Origin of the sequence: Rhizobium sp. SJZ105 (assembly GCF_007828365.1) — a bacterium.
Taxonomy (GTDB): domain Bacteria; phylum Pseudomonadota; class Alphaproteobacteria; order Rhizobiales; family Rhizobiaceae; genus Agrobacterium; species Agrobacterium tumefaciens.
The window spans coordinates 253,381-268,078 of record NZ_VIUP01000002.1; the positions used below are offsets into that span (position 1 = coordinate 253,381).

Annotated in this window: 15 protein-coding genes and 1 riboswitch; of the genes, 4 read left to right on the forward strand and 11 right to left on the reverse strand. The window is 58.7% G+C overall.

Translation table 11 applies throughout. The annotated features are described in order from the left end of the window. Positions 1-76: 76 nt before the first annotated feature. The 6 genes from FB593_RS10315 to FB593_RS10340 all read right to left on the reverse strand — a co-directional run bounded on the left by FB593_RS10315 (position 77) and on the right by FB593_RS10340 (position 6,069). Complete coding sequence (locus tag FB593_RS10315; protein ID WP_060642313.1) at positions 77-1,072, reverse strand: FecR family protein; 996 nt, start codon at positions 1,070-1,072, stop codon at positions 77-79. 111 nt (positions 1,073-1,183) lie between these two features. Next, entirely contained in the window at positions 1,184-1,684 is a 501-nt protein-coding gene (locus FB593_RS10320; protein ID WP_013761633.1) for an RNA polymerase sigma factor, read from the reverse strand. Between the two features lie 207 nt (positions 1,685-1,891). Beyond that, a complete protein-coding gene (locus FB593_RS10325; protein WP_003511038.1) occupies positions 1,892-2,644 on the reverse strand; it encodes an ABC transporter ATP-binding protein in 753 nt (250 codons plus the stop codon). After that, the gene (locus FB593_RS10330) at positions 2,638-3,705 is read right to left on the reverse strand and encodes a FecCD family ABC transporter permease (protein WP_019564724.1); all 1,068 of its coding nucleotides are present in this window, start codon (positions 3,703-3,705) and stop codon (positions 2,638-2,640) included. Before FB593_RS10330 ends, FB593_RS10325 begins: the two co-directional genes overlap by 7 nt. Continuing rightward, the gene (locus tag FB593_RS10335) at positions 3,702-4,841 is read right to left on the reverse strand and encodes an ABC transporter substrate-binding protein (RefSeq protein WP_060642501.1); all 1,140 of its coding nucleotides are present in this window, start codon (positions 4,839-4,841) and stop codon (positions 3,702-3,704) included. Before FB593_RS10335 ends, FB593_RS10330 begins: the two co-directional genes overlap by 4 nt. 94 nt (positions 4,842-4,935) lie before the next feature. Continuing rightward, a complete protein-coding gene (locus FB593_RS10340) occupies positions 4,936-6,069 on the reverse strand; it encodes an ABC transporter substrate-binding protein (protein ID WP_060642314.1) in 1,134 nt (377 codons plus the stop codon). Between the two features lie 113 nt (positions 6,070-6,182). Here FB593_RS10340 and FB593_RS10345 point away from each other — a divergent pair, with 113 nt between their 5' ends. Continuing rightward, complete coding sequence (locus FB593_RS10345; RefSeq protein WP_060642315.1) at positions 6,183-7,007, forward strand: class I SAM-dependent methyltransferase; 825 nt, start codon at positions 6,183-6,185, stop codon at positions 7,005-7,007. Positions 7,008-7,180: 173 nt separating this feature from the next. Here FB593_RS10345 and FB593_RS10350 read toward each other — a convergent pair whose 3' ends face one another. The 5 genes from FB593_RS10350 to FB593_RS10370 all read right to left on the reverse strand — a co-directional run bounded on the left by FB593_RS10350 (position 7,181) and on the right by FB593_RS10370 (position 11,832). Beyond that, the gene (locus tag FB593_RS10350; protein ID WP_060642316.1) at positions 7,181-7,663 is read right to left on the reverse strand and encodes a pseudoazurin; all 483 of its coding nucleotides are present in this window, start codon (positions 7,661-7,663) and stop codon (positions 7,181-7,183) included. Further along, positions 7,660-8,460, reverse strand: coding sequence for an ABC transporter ATP-binding protein (locus FB593_RS10355; protein ID WP_035199503.1), 801 nt, complete (start codon positions 8,458-8,460; stop codon positions 7,660-7,662). The genes FB593_RS10350 and FB593_RS10355 overlap by 4 nt, the downstream gene beginning before the upstream one ends. Continuing rightward, positions 8,457-9,485 carry a FecCD family ABC transporter permease gene (locus FB593_RS10360; protein WP_003511052.1) on the reverse strand — a complete coding sequence of 343 codons (1,029 nt, stop codon included), beginning with the start codon at positions 9,483-9,485 and terminating at the stop codon, positions 8,457-8,459. The genes FB593_RS10355 and FB593_RS10360 overlap by 4 nt, the downstream gene beginning before the upstream one ends. After that, positions 9,482-10,513, reverse strand: a complete 1,032-nt coding sequence (locus FB593_RS10365) for an ABC transporter substrate-binding protein (protein ID WP_013761640.1) — start codon at positions 10,511-10,513, stop codon at positions 9,482-9,484. The genes FB593_RS10360 and FB593_RS10365 overlap by 4 nt, the downstream gene beginning before the upstream one ends. Positions 10,514-10,677: 164 nt before the next feature. Next, positions 10,678-10,914: riboswitch (cobalamin riboswitch) on the reverse strand. 39 nt (positions 10,915-10,953) lie between these two features. After that, a complete protein-coding gene (locus tag FB593_RS10370; RefSeq protein ID WP_060642317.1) occupies positions 10,954-11,832 on the reverse strand; it encodes a GNAT family N-acetyltransferase in 879 nt (292 codons plus the stop codon). A 211-nt stretch (positions 11,833-12,043) separates the two neighbouring features. On the opposite strand from FB593_RS10370, the gene argE reads away from it, so the two are divergent. From argE to FB593_RS10385, 3 genes are read left to right on the forward strand one after another with little or no spacing between them, the layout of a single operon-like run. Next, on the forward strand, positions 12,044-13,168 hold the full coding sequence (argE, locus tag FB593_RS10375; RefSeq protein ID WP_145166535.1) for an acetylornithine deacetylase: 1,125 nt from the start codon (positions 12,044-12,046) through the stop codon (positions 13,166-13,168). 24 nt (positions 13,169-13,192) lie between these two features. Further along, positions 13,193-14,116 carry a 2-hydroxyacid dehydrogenase gene (locus FB593_RS10380; protein ID WP_060642319.1) on the forward strand — a complete coding sequence of 308 codons (924 nt, stop codon included), beginning with the start codon at positions 13,193-13,195 and terminating at the stop codon, positions 14,114-14,116. A gap of 26 nt (positions 14,117-14,142) precedes the next feature. Continuing rightward, a complete protein-coding gene (locus FB593_RS10385) occupies positions 14,143-14,499 on the forward strand; it encodes a cupin domain-containing protein (protein ID WP_019564733.1) in 357 nt (118 codons plus the stop codon). The last annotated feature ends 199 nt before the right edge of the window (positions 14,500-14,698 follow it).

The window sequence follows — 14,698 nt, forward strand, 5'->3', positions numbered from 1 at the left end:
GGCAGTTTTTTTCAGGGTTTCGGAGAATTTTTTATAAACGACTGAAAATAAATACGATTTTTTGTTTTATTGCGCTTCAGAAACGGGTGATGATGCGGGCAGTATTGGCAATTGCATGAACCTTGCCCTTATAGGGTTCCACCAATGCTTCCAGCGCACGGTCCGGATCGCGAAGATTGTAGAAGCCAGTCACACGCTGCTCTGCAAGCGTCTTGTCCGCCATCGTCAGCCATGCGGGATGATACCGCTGGATTTGCTCGACGACAGAACCGATCGTCGCATCCACAACGTAAAGCTCGCCGTTGCGCCAGCCACCAATATCCTCGACGGGAACGGTCTCTTTCCGGATTGCACCGGAGGCGTCGACAACCAGCATCTCACCCGGAACGAGCCGCGTTGGTGGCGCGTTGCGGAAGGAAGCTTCCACGGAACCATGCGCAAGCGCGACTTGCGTCACGCCATCCGTCATGTCGACATCGAAAGCCGTGCCGAGCACTTGGACGGTCAGGTTTTTCGCCTCCACGACAAAGGGACGGTCGCTATCCGGCACGACATCAAAAAAAGCTTCGCCCTTCAGCACCTTCACATTACGGCGGCCATTGGCAAAATCAGTGGTAAGCGCACTTGCCGCGGCAAGCTGCACCCTGCTGCCGTCTTCAAGGGTTATGGTGCGGCTCTCTGCGGTACTGGTCTGATATTCGGCCTTGATATGGACGAAAAGCGTGGGAACGAACAGCACCGCAAGACAGAGAGACACTGCTGCCACCGCCATGCCGGCATAATGCCGCAAGGACCAGCGCCGTCGCGATGCCTGTTTTCCGGCAACGCCAGGCAGGTGCGGCGCGTCTTCCCAGAGGCTCTTTAAACCCGGCTCGACCAGACCGAGATTGCGCCAAGTCTTGCATGTCCGCTCCCAGGCCAGACGATTTGCCGGCGAAGCAGCCAACCATTGATCAAATTCCGCCTTCAGCCTCGGTTCCGCCGAACCCGTCTGCAGGCGTATCAGCCAGTCGGCAGCCTCTTCCGCCTTCCCGGTCGGCAATGTTATTTTTTTATCGGGATCAATTGTCATTGAGCCGGTCAGTTCCTTTGACTGGGCGGAGGAGATGCCTCGTCTTCCGTGTTGCTATAAAGACGTTTGAGGGAGAACTTTTTTTCACAAGATGAAACAATAAAGGCTATTTTACTGCATTTCTTTGGTAATGGCGGCAATACTACTCTTAATCAGACGGTGGGCGCTAGCCACGGATACGCCGAGGTGACGGGCGATCTCTTCCATATTGTAGCCGCCAAATCTATGCATTTCCAATGCCACACGCGCCTGGACCGGCAGAGAGGCCAAAATAATCTGCATCTGCCGGACCTCGTCGCAGAACAGGGCATGCTCTTCTGGTGTGCCGTGACCCTGCGGTATGCCCCAGAACGGGGTATCGTCGGGCCGCTCCCGCAGGTCCTGCCGGTTGCGGCGGCGATTATCGAGGGCGAGGTTGCGGACGATGCGGAAAAGATAGGATTTGAGGTTGGAAGGATTGCCGGAACCTTCGGGAACGAATTTCAGGAATGCCTCCTGAACCACGTCCTCCGCGTCCGCCCGCGACCCTAAAATAAGCGTGGCGTATTTGATCAGGTCAACCCTGTGCGCGACGTAAGCGTTATAACGCTTGTCATCTTCCCGTATGCCCATGTCTCAACCGAGAGAAATTTCAAGGATAAACGAAACTGCAAGCCCCCAAACGACAAAGCAGTTTTCCCGTCTAAACCTCTAGCACCCAAACTCTCGACCGAACAGCTATTCATGACTATTATTATCAAGAATTTGTGCGGTCGCGGCCCTGCAACAGCCAGAGACTCGCAGACCCGGCGGCAGGCGCGGCCGGGTCGTGTGATAGCGTCAGATAGCGCCGTCGACTATGACCATCGGCCTGCCCTGCGAACAGGGTTCGATGCGCGCATCGATGCGGTAGATATCGCGCAACATGGCCGGGGTTATCACCGTCTCGGTGCTGCCGCTCACCACCATTTCGCCGCGCGCGATCACCATCGTATTCTCGCAATAACGAAGCGCATGATTGAGGTCGTGCAGGGCGATCAGCACGATCATGCCAGTCTTCTGGGCAAGGTCGGTCACAAACCCCAGAACCTCGACCTGCCGGTGGAGGTCGAGAGCAGATGTCGGCTCGTCCATCAACAGCACCTCCGGCTTGCGGGCCAGCGCCTGCGCCAGGGACACAAGCTGCCGCTGACCGCCAGACAATTCGCCGAGCCCCCGGAAGGCGAGATCGTGGATTTTCAGCGCCTTGAGAATAGCGTCGATCTCAAACAGCTCATCGTCGTGAACACGCCACCCGCCGCCCTGCTTGGCGGACAGAAGCACGGATTCGTAAACCGTCAGCACGGCGTTGGCGCCGGTGTCCTGCGGCATGTAGCAGATGGCCCGGTTGCCGCGTGCCGTATCTGACAACTCGACAAGCCCGGGACCGGAGATCAGGCTGGCGATGCGCTTGAAAAGCGTGGACTTGCCGGCAGCGTTCGGGCCAATAACCGCCGTGACACTGCCGCTTTCCAGCGTATCGATGCCGACCTTGGAGAGAACAGTCGTGCGGCCGTAGGCAGCGCCGACATCCTTCAATGCGAGCGCTACCATGCGCGTCTCCTGTTGCCGAAAATGAGCGCGAAAAAGAACGGTACGCCAACCAGCGCCGTGATGACGCCGATTGGCAGAATTGCGCCGGGAATGAGTATCTTGCTGATGACAGAGGTTGCCGAAAGCAGCAGCGCACCGCAGATCACCGAGCCCGGCAGGAAGAAGCGCTGATCTTCGCCCACCACCATGCGGGCTATGTGCGGGCCGACAAGCCCGACGAAACCGATGGTACCAACGAAAGAAACCGGAATCGCGGCCAGAAGGCTGACCGTCAGCATGGTCTGCAGCCGCAGCCGACGCACATTGATGCCCATGCTGGCTGCCTTGTCGTCACCCAGCCGAAGCGCCGTCAGCGCCCATGCGTTGCGCATGAACATCGGCACCGTAACGAGAAGAATACCACCGGTGATATAGACCTTTTCCCACGTGGCCTTGGTCAGGCTGCCCATGGTCCAGAAAACGACGGCGGCGAGCGCCTGTTCGGAAGCCAGATATTCAAGCAGCGACAATGCGGCATTGAAGGTGAACACCAGCGCGATGCCGAGAAGGACGATAGTCTCCACGGTTACGCCGCGCATCGTCGAGGCAAAATGAATGAACAGGGCGGCAATCATCGCCATGATGAAGGCGTTGATCGGCACCATATACTGGACGGCACCGGGAAAGATCGCAACGCCGCCAACAAGGGCCAGCGCGGCGCCGAAACTGGCGGCGGCCGAAATGCCGAGCGTAAACGGGCTGGCGAGAGGGTTGGACAGGATGGTCTGCATCTGTGCGCCCGCAACCGAAAGCGACGCGCCGACGGTGACCGCCATCAGCGCAATCGGCATGCGGATATCCCATATCACCACCCGAAGCTGGTTTGCAGCAGCAGCCGGATCGGCAATCGTCGCCAGAACTTCTGATATCGTGTAGCGCGCCGGACCAAGTGCCATGTCGGCAGCCATACTGAAACAAAGGGCGATGAAAAGCCCGAAGAGAATAACGATTCTTCGTGCGGCAAGGGCGCGATATTGATCGCGCCCACTTACGCCAACGGCGATTTCATTCAACGAACTCATTCATTCGAACCTTTTTCGAGGGATGCGAAGTAGCCCGGCTTGTAGGTGACGGGCAGGAATTTCCGGTGAAAGTCCTCAAAATTCTTCTCGGGATCGAGATCGGCGAAGAGCTCGGGATGGAACCACTTGGCGAATTGCTGAATCGGAAAGAACTCGTAGGGCGCGCCGTAGAACTGGTGCCACACGGCATGGACATTGCCTTGTTTGACAGCATTCAGTTCCGGAAACGGCGTGCGCTTCATCAGGTTTGTCAGTCTTTTCCGGGAAAGAGCCATGTCGGCTCCGCGTCCAACGGGAACGAACTGGTTGATGTCGGATTCAGCTGCCCAGTTTGAGCCGGTTACGATGACATGATCCGGATCGGCAACGACGAGCTGCTCGGGATTGAGATCGCCGAACGTCGTCTTGATGATGCCGTCGGCAATATTATGGCCGCCAGCGAGATCGACCATCGCGCCGAAATTGACCGGGCCGAAGGTGCGGCAGCAATTGTCTTCACCGGAAATGCCGGGCGCGCGCTCGATGAAGACGCCGGGACGCTTCAGGTCCTTGACGCTGGCGAGCCGGTCGGTCACGCGGGCGATTTCTGCACGGCGATAGGCGATGAATTCCTTTGCACGCTCTTGGGCGCCAAACATTTTCCCGAGAATTTCAATCGAGGCTTCGCTGTTCTTTTCGGGATCGATGCGAAAATCGAGATAGACGATCTTGATTCCGGCGGCGGCGGCCTTCTCTTCGAAACCACTTTCCTTGGCGGATTTTTCCGCTTCCAGATTGAGGGTGATCACGTCAGGCGAAAGGGTAATGGCCGTTTCCAGACTGAAATCGCCCTGCGGCACATAACCGAAGCGCGGCAGTTTTTCGATCTGCGGAAAGCGCTCGACATAGGCGGCGTAGCTGTCAGGGTCCTTCTTGAGGAGATCGTCACGCCAGCCGACAATGGTGTCGAAGGTCTGGTCGCCCTTGAGCGCCGCGATGACGTGGATCTGGCGCGCCTCACCGACGATGACACGTTTGACCGGCAGGTCCAGCTCGACCTTGCGTCCGGTGACATCGGTGATTTCTCCGGCATAAGCCGGCAAAGCGAGAAGAGACAAAGCCAGCACCGCAAGATGCCTGAGAGCGTTAAGCCGCATGAGAAGTCCTCTTAGTTCCAAAAGAAAATGATGAAGCCGCATGGCTGCGGCTTCATCCATCGATCGGACGGCGCTCCCCTTCACCGTCCCTGTCTTATTTCGTGTCCTTCAGCGACACAAAGTAACCGGGCTTGTAGTCGAGCGGCAGGAAGCGGGCATGCAGCTCCTTGAAGGTCGCCTCGGGGTCGAGATCCTTAAAGAGGTCCGGGTGCAGCCACTTGGCGATTTCCTGAATGGCCACGAACTGATACGGGTTGTTGTAGAACTGGTGCCAGATGGCGTGGACATTGCCGTTCTTGACCGCCTGTACCCCGGTGAAAGCCGGGCGCTTGGTCAGGTTTTCAAGCTTGCGGTGGGCTTCCTTCATATCCGCGCCATAACCGACACCGACCCAGTTGCCGCCGGGAACATAACCGTTCCAGTTGCCACCCGTGATGATGATCTGTTCCGGATTGGAGGCGATGATCTGTTCCGGATTGACGTTGCCGAACGTGCCGGGAATGATGTCCTTGGCCATGTTGATGCCGCCGGCGAGTTCGACCATCTTGCCGAAATTCTCGTTTCCGAAGGACATGCAGCAATCGTCGGAATAACCGCCGGCGCGTTCGACGAACACGACGGGCTTCTTCGGATTGGCCTTTTCGAGCGTATCGGTGACCTTGGCGATGGCGTCCGCGCGGAACTTGATGAAGTCCTCGGCGATCTTTTCCTTGCCGGTCAGCTGGCCCATCAGACGCATGCTCGGCTCGGTGTTTTCCATCGGCTTTTCGCGGAAGTCGACGTAAACAAGCGGGATGCCGACCTTTTCGAGCTTCTCGATGTAACCGGCCTCCTGCGTCGCGGTCTTCGCGTCGATGTTCATCAGGATCACGTCTGGCTTCAGCGAAATGGCCTGCTCGATGTCGAAGGTGCCGTCTTTCATGCCGCCAAAGGTCGGCAGCTTGGCAATATCAGGGTACTTGGCAAGATAGGCCGCATAGGTTTCCGGGTCGGCTTTCGCCAGGTCGTCGCGCCAGCCGACAACGTGCTGGAAAGGGTTTTCCTTGTCGAGCGCCGCCAGGAAATAGATCTGACGGCCTTCGCCGAGGATCACATGCGAAACGGGCACATTGACTTCCACGTCGCGGCCGGTCACATCCTTGACGGTGACCTTTTCGGCCAATGCAGGCCACGCTGCGGATACGAGAAGGCCAAGGGCAAGTGCCGCGGATTTGGCTGAGATGCGCATCGGATATTGCTCTCCAGTGTTGACTGGCGCGGCTGTATTATTTTCTGACTATACTAGTCAAGTTTTATGTTTTAGAGCCATTCTTAACTGACCGGTATGTGAGCTGAAGACCGATGATCGACACTATCCACTATGGCAAAAACGACAGCCTGAGAGACGAAATCAAAACCTATTGGTCCGGCCGCGCCGCGACTTTCGACCTTTCCCCGGGTCATGAGATTTTCTCCGAAGAAGAGCGCAAGGCCTGGCACGCGCTGGTTTTGAAGCATCTGGGCCAGGGAGAAGGCCGCAAGGCGCTGGATCTGGCTAGCGGCACCGGCGTTATCTCGCACCTGATGGACGATCTCGGTTTTCAGGTCACCGGCATGGATTGGTCGGAAACCATGCTGGAGCTTGCAAGGGCGAAAGCGAAAACCCGCGGGCGCAATATCCGCTTTTTTGTCGGCGACGCCGAAAACACGATGGAGCCGGACGAAAGCGCCAACGTCATCATCACCCGCCATCTGGTCTGGACGCTGGTGGACCCGAAGGCAAGCTTTGCCGAATGGTTCCGTGTCTTGAAACCCGGCGGACGCCTGCTGATCGTCGATGGCGATTTCGTCAACACCGGCTGGCGCGAAAGACTGGTCAAGAAGCTGGCGGCGGGTCTGGAAAGCATCGGCCTTGTGAAGCCGGACCAGCCGCACAAGCCGGCGGATCCGGAAAACACCTTCAACAGCATTCTATCGCGGGTCTATTTTTCACAGGGTGCAAGAGCTGGTGACGTTGCAGCGCTGTTGCGTGAAACCGGCTTCGAGCCCGTTGCCATCGATCAGGAACTTCAGGCCATTCATCGTGCCCAGGCGAAAAATTTCAGTCTGCTGAAAGGCATCTTGCGGGGATTGCAGCACCGTTATGCAATATGCGCCGTGAAGCCGCACACGTCCGGCAAGGGATAGGGCGACCAAAGCCACCAAGCTGCCGCCCAGCTCTCCGTCACCCCGGATGTGATCCGGGGTCCAGTGCGACCAAGTCCTTGATCGCTTAATAATAGTTTCTCACGGTGCAGACGCGCCTTGGCTGGATGCCGGATCTAGTCGTGCATGACGCATGAAAACGCGATGCAGGGACCTCATTTTTCCGCCCGCTCGAATAGCTCCTCAAAGCGCGGCTTCGCCCGGCCTGGGACCTCTACCGTCCTGTAGCTCTGCGGCAAAACCGCGTCCCCCACCTTGATCAGCATGACCATGCCCATGCCGTAATGCGGCGAGCATTTGATGCCGTAAAAGCCTGGCTTTTCGAAACCGGTCTCGAATTCGTCGTTGATCCGGCTTTTGAAACCTTCAATATCTTCGGGAACCATACCATCGATCGTCGCGGCATTATGGCTCTTGTGGCTCGGCACGAAGCGCACGCGGTCGCCGGGAGCGATCTCCAGAAAATCGGGTTCGAACACCATGGAGCCCTTTTCGCCACGGTTCAGCATCTTTATCTCGAAGGTCTCGGCTACGGCTTGAATGGAAAACCCTGTGGCCACAACCATGGCAAGTCCCGCGGAAACGCAAAGCTGCCGCGCGCCAAAGCGGAGATTTACAAGTCTTTTCAATTTCATCATCGTGCCGTTGCTTTCCTTGCGTGATCGGCCGCACCGTGGGCCGGCAGAAAACGAATATGTGAAAATCCGCTTTCATCCGTGGTGACGACGGATTGCACCCCGAACACATCGGCGATGGTCGAAGAGGTGAGGACCTCGCGCGGTGGGCCGACAGCGATCATTTCACCGCGATGCATGATGGCGACGCGGTCGCAGAACATGGCGGCGTGATTGAGATCATGCAGCGCCGCCACAACCGTCAGTCCCTGCCTGCGCACCAGATCGAGCAGACCGATCTGGTGGCCGATATCGAGATGGTTGGTCGGTTCGTCCAGCAGCAGAATATGCGGCTCCTGCGCCAATGCGCGGGCAATGTGCAGGCGCTGGCGTTCGCCGCCGGAAAGGTGATGCCAGTTTCGCTCGGCCTTGTCCGCCATATCGACATTTCCGAGCGCCGCATCGACGATGGCGTCGTCCTTTGGCGACCATGCGGAAAGCGGGCCGAGATAGGGCGTGCGCCCCAGTTCCACGGCCTGTCGCGCGCTGATGCGCTCGGTGGTTTCGGCCTGCTGCTCCACAAAGGCCAGCCTGCGGGCAAGTTCGCGCCGCCCGAATGTGGCAAGCCGTTCCTCACCAAGCATGACATGACCCCGACGCGGCATGCGAATGCCGGCCAGCATGGAAAGCAACGTGCTTTTGCCCGAACCGTTCGGCCCGATGATACCCAGAAACTCGCCCGTGGCGACCTCCAGCGAAACACCGCGCACAATGTCGAGATTGCCGGCATGGAAATGCAGATCATGGGCGGATAATTTCATGACCGGCCTCTCTTCTGCCCGAGAATAAAGGCGAAGGCGGGCGCGCCGACCAGCGCAGTGATCACGCCGATCGGCAGCACCTGCCCCGGAATGACGGTGCGCGAGAGGATATCTGCGATGATCATGAAAATTGCACCGGTCAGCGCCGTCACCGGCAGCAACATGCCGTGGCGAACGCCAACGAAGATGCGCGCCGCATGCGGGATGACGAGACCGACGAAGCCGATGGAACCGACCAGCGACACCATGACTGCCGTCATGACCGCCGAAACCGAGATCAGCACCGCATAGACCCGGCGCACTGGAATACCGAGCGAAGCTGCTGCCTGACCGCCGAAAGCGAAAGCATCAAGCGCGCGTGCGTACCAGAGGCACACCCCAAGACCCGCAATACTGACCGGCAAAGCCAGCCAGACATCCGGCCAGCGCACGCCCGAAAGATTGCCCAGCAGCCAGAACATGATGCCGCGCGCCTGTTCGGCATTGGCGGATTTGGTGACGATGAACGACGTCATGGCGTTGAACAGTTGCGAACCGGCGACCCCCGCCAGGATGATGGCGCTGTTGCCGTGCCCTGCCCGCACCGCCAGAAGGCTGACAAGCGAAAAAGCCACAAAAGCCCCGATCAGGGCGCCGGCCGGCATCGTCAGGAACCCCGCTCCGAAGCCCAGAAGCGCCACGGCCACGGCCCCGGTTGAGGCGCCTGCGGAAATACCGAGGATATAGGGATCGGCGAGCGGGTTGCGCAGAAGTGATTGAAGCACCGCACCGGCCAGCGCCAGCGAGGCGCCACAGCACGCGGCAACAACGGCGCGGCTGAGGCGGTAACTCCAGACGATGCCCTCATCCAGCGGCTCCAGCGGATAACCCGCATGGAAGACACGATTGGCAATGGTCTTTGCCACCACGTCGAACGGAATGGCAGTCTCGCCGATGGCCGCACCGGCCATCAGCGCGACGAGCAGCAGGGCGAGTGCGGCAAAAGCCAGACCCGCCCTGCCAAGATTGACGGAAAGACCGTTCACTTGGCGAGACCGGCTGTGGAAATCGCCTCGGCCAGCGTTTCAATGCCTTCGATCGTGCGGATGGTCGGGTTCATCGCCTGCGCGTCCATTTCGAAGACATGGGCCGCCTTGACGGCGGGCATGATGCTGGCAACCGGATCGGTAGCAAGGAACTTGAGCTTGACGGCGACGTCATCGGCGGGGAAACGCCGGCGGTCCATCTTGCCGGCAACGATCACGGACGGATTGGCCTTGGCGATGGTTTCCCAGCCAACAGTCGGCCATTCCTCATCGCTTTCGATAACGTTCTTCAGTCCGAGCGCGGACATGATGTAACCCGGCGCACCATTGCGGCCCGCCACGTAAGGATCGATATCCAGCTCGGCGCTGGAGAACCAGAAGACTGCTGAAATCTTGCCATTCGCCGAAGCGATCTTGGCGCGGGCGGCTTCCTCACGCTTTTTCAGGTCGGCAACGACTTCCTCGCCGCGATCCTGCACGTTGAAAATTTTCGCAAGGTCGCGGACCTCCTGGTAGATCAGGTCCATGGTGAAAACGGACTTGCGCACGCCGTCGCCGCCGCCGGAATTGTCCTTGCCCATGCAATCGGCAGGGGAGGTATAAACGGGAATACCGAGTTCGGCGAATTGCTCCGGTGTTCCGACAACGCCTTCGGGACCGATCTGCCACTGGAACTGCGTCGTCACGAGGTCCGGCCTCTTGCCAACCACCGCCTCGAAGCTCGGATCATTGTCGGCAAGCCGCTCCACCTTGGCATTGGCGTCTTCGTAACCCTTCAGAACCGGGCCGATCCACAGCGCCGTGCCTACCACCTTGTCGGCCACGCCGAGCAGATAGAGAACCTCGGTCGTGCTCTGGCCGACCGATACTGTGCGGGCGGGCGCCTGCTTGAAGGTGATTTCGTGGCCGCAGCTATTGATCGTCAGCGGATAGGCGGTTTCGGCAGCCTGAGCGGCACCGGCGGGCAAGGCCGCTAATGCGACAGCCAGAAGACCGGCGGAAACCGGCAGGCGTTTGAAATGAAACATATGTTCTCCAGTCTAAATAAAGTGGCGTGATCCGCAGGCCGCGCGTCAAAACGCGTAGTGACAGAGCGACAACAAGTGTGGAGATGGAGAACGGGACTCTAAATACGTTTCCGCGGACGGAAAGGTCATAATCAGCTCCTCTTCCGGGCATCCCCGCCCGTAACGATGGTCAATATTATGACGGCAGGTCTCCTGGCTCACGAATATGCGCCGTTCATCTGCCTTCCCGCACCTTGAAGGGTGCAGTGGCATGACGCTTTTCAGGCGTCACGAGGATGAGCGGCAATCCGCTTACAGTTGCGGGGGCAGCCACGGCATTGGGCGATAGAAATCACCCGCACCATGTTCCCTATTAATCCCTTTGCCCTTCGGCTTCAGGAACCGTCGCTTTCTGACATAAGGGGCAAGCGCCGGGGCGTCAATTGCGATAGTGCTGCAGCTCAGCACAAAGACGGACCCGCCAACGCGAAAATTTTTGTAGCGCCGGAGGGCGCCGGTTGAGGTGCGTCTTTGGACATGGTGGTAAGGGTTTCAATCACCACCAAGCCGGATTGCGCAATAAAATCAATAAAGAGATTGTTGTCGCTGATGGTGTCGAGACGCACCAGCTCATCGTCAAGATCGGTAAAATGCCGCCTTACGAGTGCAATCGCATCCATGTCCGCACCCGCAACGACCGGACCGATAATGTGGCCCCGCCCCGCCGCACGGCGCAGCGCAAAAGCGGTAAGACGGTCCGCCTCAAACACACCGTAACCCGCATTCTGCGTCAAAAGTCGCTGCAAAACGTTCCGGCGCGAAACGCCAAAAGCCGCCCGGTCTAGTTCCACCACATCAGTCAGATGACCTGCGGATAACGGCTCTATTCGTTGTTTTCTGCCGGGCGGCGGTATCTCGAAAAGGCAATTCGCCCTTCCCCGGAACAGATATACTTTTTCCGTATCACCGGCAAAACCCAACCTTGAAAACAACCGCCGCGACGCTCCCGTCGCGTTCAACCGCAGGGAGACAGTGGGAAATTTCGCGACAAGTTTCTGCACCAGCCATGGTGCTACGCCCTGCCCCTGCAAACGGGGCGAAACAATGACCATGCCGAGCGTCGCAAACCCCTGATCATAGGGAAAGAGCATCGCGGTTGCGACAACACGGTCGATCTCATCGAGCGCAGCGAGACCCACGCCGCATTGCCGCAGAAAACACCATTCATTCGCGTGATATCGCCATCCGACGGCCATGGAGAGTGCATGCAGATGATCGGCATCCACGTCCGCGATATCCACGGTCCGCAGCTCGAAACTATCGACTTTGAGCAGGTCCATAACCAACGGCCCTCATCCCCTACGGCTCAGAACCTTCATCCGGTCCCGGCCTAGCCCACGACATCCGACGGTAGCCGGTTACGCCAGCACGAATTTTCTGAAAGCACTGGAAGGTCACAACAATCTACCGAAATCATTCGCATTTCAGCAGATAAACGTCGCAGTCCATTCTAAGCTTTCGGGATGACAATCCGGTCAGCGGAGACGACCATTGAACGCAATCGAAATCCTTGAGCGTCTCGTCGGTTTCCCGTCGGTCGTTGGAACCGCCAATGGCGATATTGCCGGCTGGATCGCCGATTATCTTGAAAGCCACGGCGCGAAAGTATCGCTGCTTGCGGGACCGGAGGGCGACCGCGCCAACCTCTTCGCCACCTTCGGCCCGGCCGATCGCGCCGGATATGTTTTGTCCGGCCATATGGATGTCGTGCCCGCCAGCGAGCCGGAATGGTCTTCCGATCCCTTTACGCTACGGGCGGAAAATGATCGTCTCTACGGGCGCGGAACCACCGACATGAAGGGTTTTCTGGCTACGGTTCTCGCCGCGGCGCCTGCATTTTCGCGCATGGCGCTGAAACGTCCCGTGCATATCGCCTTTTCCTATGACGAGGAGGCGGGTTGCCGTGGCGTTCCGCATCTTCTCGCCAGATTGCCTGAACTTTGCGCCGCACCGGCGGGCGCAATCATCGGCGAGCCCAGCAATTTGCGGGCGGTTCGTGCACACAAGGGCAAAGCAGCAGCTCGCATTACCATCCGTGGCCGTTCCGGCCATTCGTCCCGGCCTGATCAGGGGGTGAATGCCATTCACCTGATGACCGGTATCATGGCAAAGGCCGTAGAGACGGCACATGAGCTGACGAAAGGCCCCTTTGAAGCGACTTTCGAGCCACCCTACTCCTCGCTGCAGATCGGCACGATGAAGGGCGGCCAGGCGATCAACATCATCCCCGATTTCTCGGCCATCGAGCTGGAAGCGCGGGCGATTTCCGGCACATCGCCGCTTGAACTGCTCGGGCCGGTTCGCGCAAGCGTCGAGGCTCTTGCAGCAAAGGGTGTCGATATCGAATGGACGCCTATGAGCGATTATCCGGCGCTTTCGCTTGCAGCCAATGCTCCGCTTGTTCTGCTTCTGGAGGAATTGACCGGCACCCCCTGTCTCGCCGCCGTCAGCTACGGCACGGAGGCGGGGCTGTTCCAAGCGGCGGGCATCGACGCCATCATCTGCGGACCAGGGGATATCGGCCGCGCCCACAAGCCGGACGAGTTCATAACGACGGGCGAAATTTCGGCCTGCCAGTCGATGCTGGAAACACTCGCAAGCCGCTGTACGGCTTGAACCTTCGGGAAGCATAGATTTCAGATGACTTTTCTCTTCAATTCCGACGCCAAGCGCGGCGAGATTTTCCGGCAGGCTCTAGCTGCAGCACTGCCTGATCTGCCGTTTTCGATGGATGCATCAACCGTCGATCCCGACGCAGTCCGTTACCTCATCACCTGGACGGTACCACAGGACATTGCCCGGTATCGCAATCTCGAAGTCCTGTTTTCGATCGGCGCGGGTGTCGACCAGTTTCACATCCAGGCGATCCCTGAGACGGTAAAGGTCGTACGCATGGTGGATGAGGGCATCATCCGCATGATGCAGGAATATATCTGCCTCGGCGTACTTACCCTTCACCGCAACCTGCCGGTCTATTTAAACCAGCAGCGCCAGCAACTGTGGAATGCCCTGCCCCAGCGTCAGGCGGAAGAGTGCCGGGTGGGCGTTCTCGGCCTCGGCATGCTGGGCGTTGCTGCGCTGGAGCGGCTGAAACCTTTCGGCTTTCCGCTTTCCGGCTGGAGCCGCTCACAGCGTCAGATTGATGGCGTCACCTGCCATCATGGCGACGACGGCCTCAAATCCATTCTCTCCACCAGCGATATTCTCGTCTGCCTGCTGCCTCTCACCGACGAGACCACGGGGCTTCTGAACGCCGAGCGTCTGGGGATGCTTCCCGAAGGGGCTGCTCTGGTTCACGCCGGGCGCGGCAAACAGCTCGATCATGACGCTTTGCTCGATGCACTCAACAGCGATAGGCTTTCAGGTGCGGTGATTGACGTTACCGATCCGGAGCCCCTGCCCAAACACCACCGCTTCTGGACCCATCCGAAAATTCTCCTGACGCCGCATATTGCCAGCGTCACCCAGCCCCATTCCGCTGCCCGCACCGTCGTCGAAAATATCAAACGATACGAATCCGGTCTCGAACCGCTCGGCCTCGTTGACCGTAGCCGCGGATATTGATCCTACCGTTCCAAGAAAGGACACCCATGTCTCTCCTCAAGACCATCGACACCAATCCCACCTTTGAACCGAAAGCCTCCAAGGCCCTGCCCGAACGCCTCATCGCCGGCGACCCGTCGTTCAAAACCTGGCCGCTAGATGAAGCCCGTGATGGCACCGTGCATACCGGCATCTGGGAAGCGACCCCCGGCGAAAGCCGCTCGATCAAAGGCGAGACATTCGAGTTCTGCCACATTCTCGAAGGCGTTATCGAGATCACACCGGAGGGCGGCGCGCCGCTGCGTTACACGGCGGGCGACAGCTTCGTCATGAAGCCCGGTTTCGTTGGCGTCTGGAAGACAATCGAAACCGTGCGCAAGATCTATGTGACCGTGAACGGATGATTTGCCGAACAGCATGCCTGGCATCCCGGCTGATGGAGAGGCATTTTTGAGAAAAGCGATGGCTGGCAATCCGCAGGTGGATGCCAGCCATGGTTTACATGGGTATCCTGCCCGGATGCCTTTCGACCGGATTTACGGCCCTCGATCGGACCCGTCGCAAGGTTTTCGGCGCGGTCTTCATGCCCGCCGAAGATTGCGC

What these genes read in the sequence shown, in the direction of transcription:
- FB593_RS10345 (WP_060642315.1), top strand. Translation starts at nt 6,183, where the DNA reads ATGATCGACACTATCCACTATGGCAAAAACGACAGCCTGAGAGACGAA.
- FB593_RS10385 (WP_019564733.1), top strand. Translation starts at nt 14,143, where the DNA reads ATGTCTCTCCTCAAGACCATCGACACCAATCCCACCTTTGAACCGAAA.
- FB593_RS10330 (WP_019564724.1), bottom strand. Translation starts at nt 3,705, where the DNA reads ATGAGTTCGTTGAATGAAATCGCCGTTGGCGTAAGTGGGCGCGATCAA.
- FB593_RS10335 (WP_060642501.1), bottom strand. Translation starts at nt 4,841, where the DNA reads ATGCGGCTTAACGCTCTCAGGCATCTTGCGGTGCTGGCTTTGTCTCTT.
- FB593_RS10370 (WP_060642317.1), bottom strand. Translation starts at nt 11,832, where the DNA reads ATGGACCTGCTCAAAGTCGATAGTTTCGAGCTGCGGACCGTGGATATC.
- FB593_RS10325 (WP_003511038.1), bottom strand. Translation starts at nt 2,644, where the DNA reads ATGGTAGCGCTCGCATTGAAGGATGTCGGCGCTGCCTACGGCCGCACG.
- FB593_RS10350 (WP_060642316.1), bottom strand. Translation starts at nt 7,663, where the DNA reads ATGATGAAATTGAAAAGACTTGTAAATCTCCGCTTTGGCGCGCGGCAG.
- FB593_RS10380 (WP_060642319.1), top strand. Translation starts at nt 13,193, where the DNA reads ATGACTTTTCTCTTCAATTCCGACGCCAAGCGCGGCGAGATTTTCCGG.
- FB593_RS10320 (WP_013761633.1), bottom strand. Translation starts at nt 1,684, where the DNA reads ATGGGCATACGGGAAGATGACAAGCGTTATAACGCTTACGTCGCGCAC.
- FB593_RS10365 (WP_013761640.1), bottom strand. Translation starts at nt 10,513, where the DNA reads ATGTTTCATTTCAAACGCCTGCCGGTTTCCGCCGGTCTTCTGGCTGTC.
- FB593_RS10340 (WP_060642314.1), bottom strand. Translation starts at nt 6,069, where the DNA reads ATGCGCATCTCAGCCAAATCCGCGGCACTTGCCCTTGGCCTTCTCGTA.
- FB593_RS10355 (WP_035199503.1), bottom strand. Translation starts at nt 8,460, where the DNA reads ATGAAATTATCCGCCCATGATCTGCATTTCCATGCCGGCAATCTCGAC.
- FB593_RS10315 (WP_060642313.1), bottom strand. Translation starts at nt 1,072, where the DNA reads ATGACAATTGATCCCGATAAAAAAATAACATTGCCGACCGGGAAGGCG.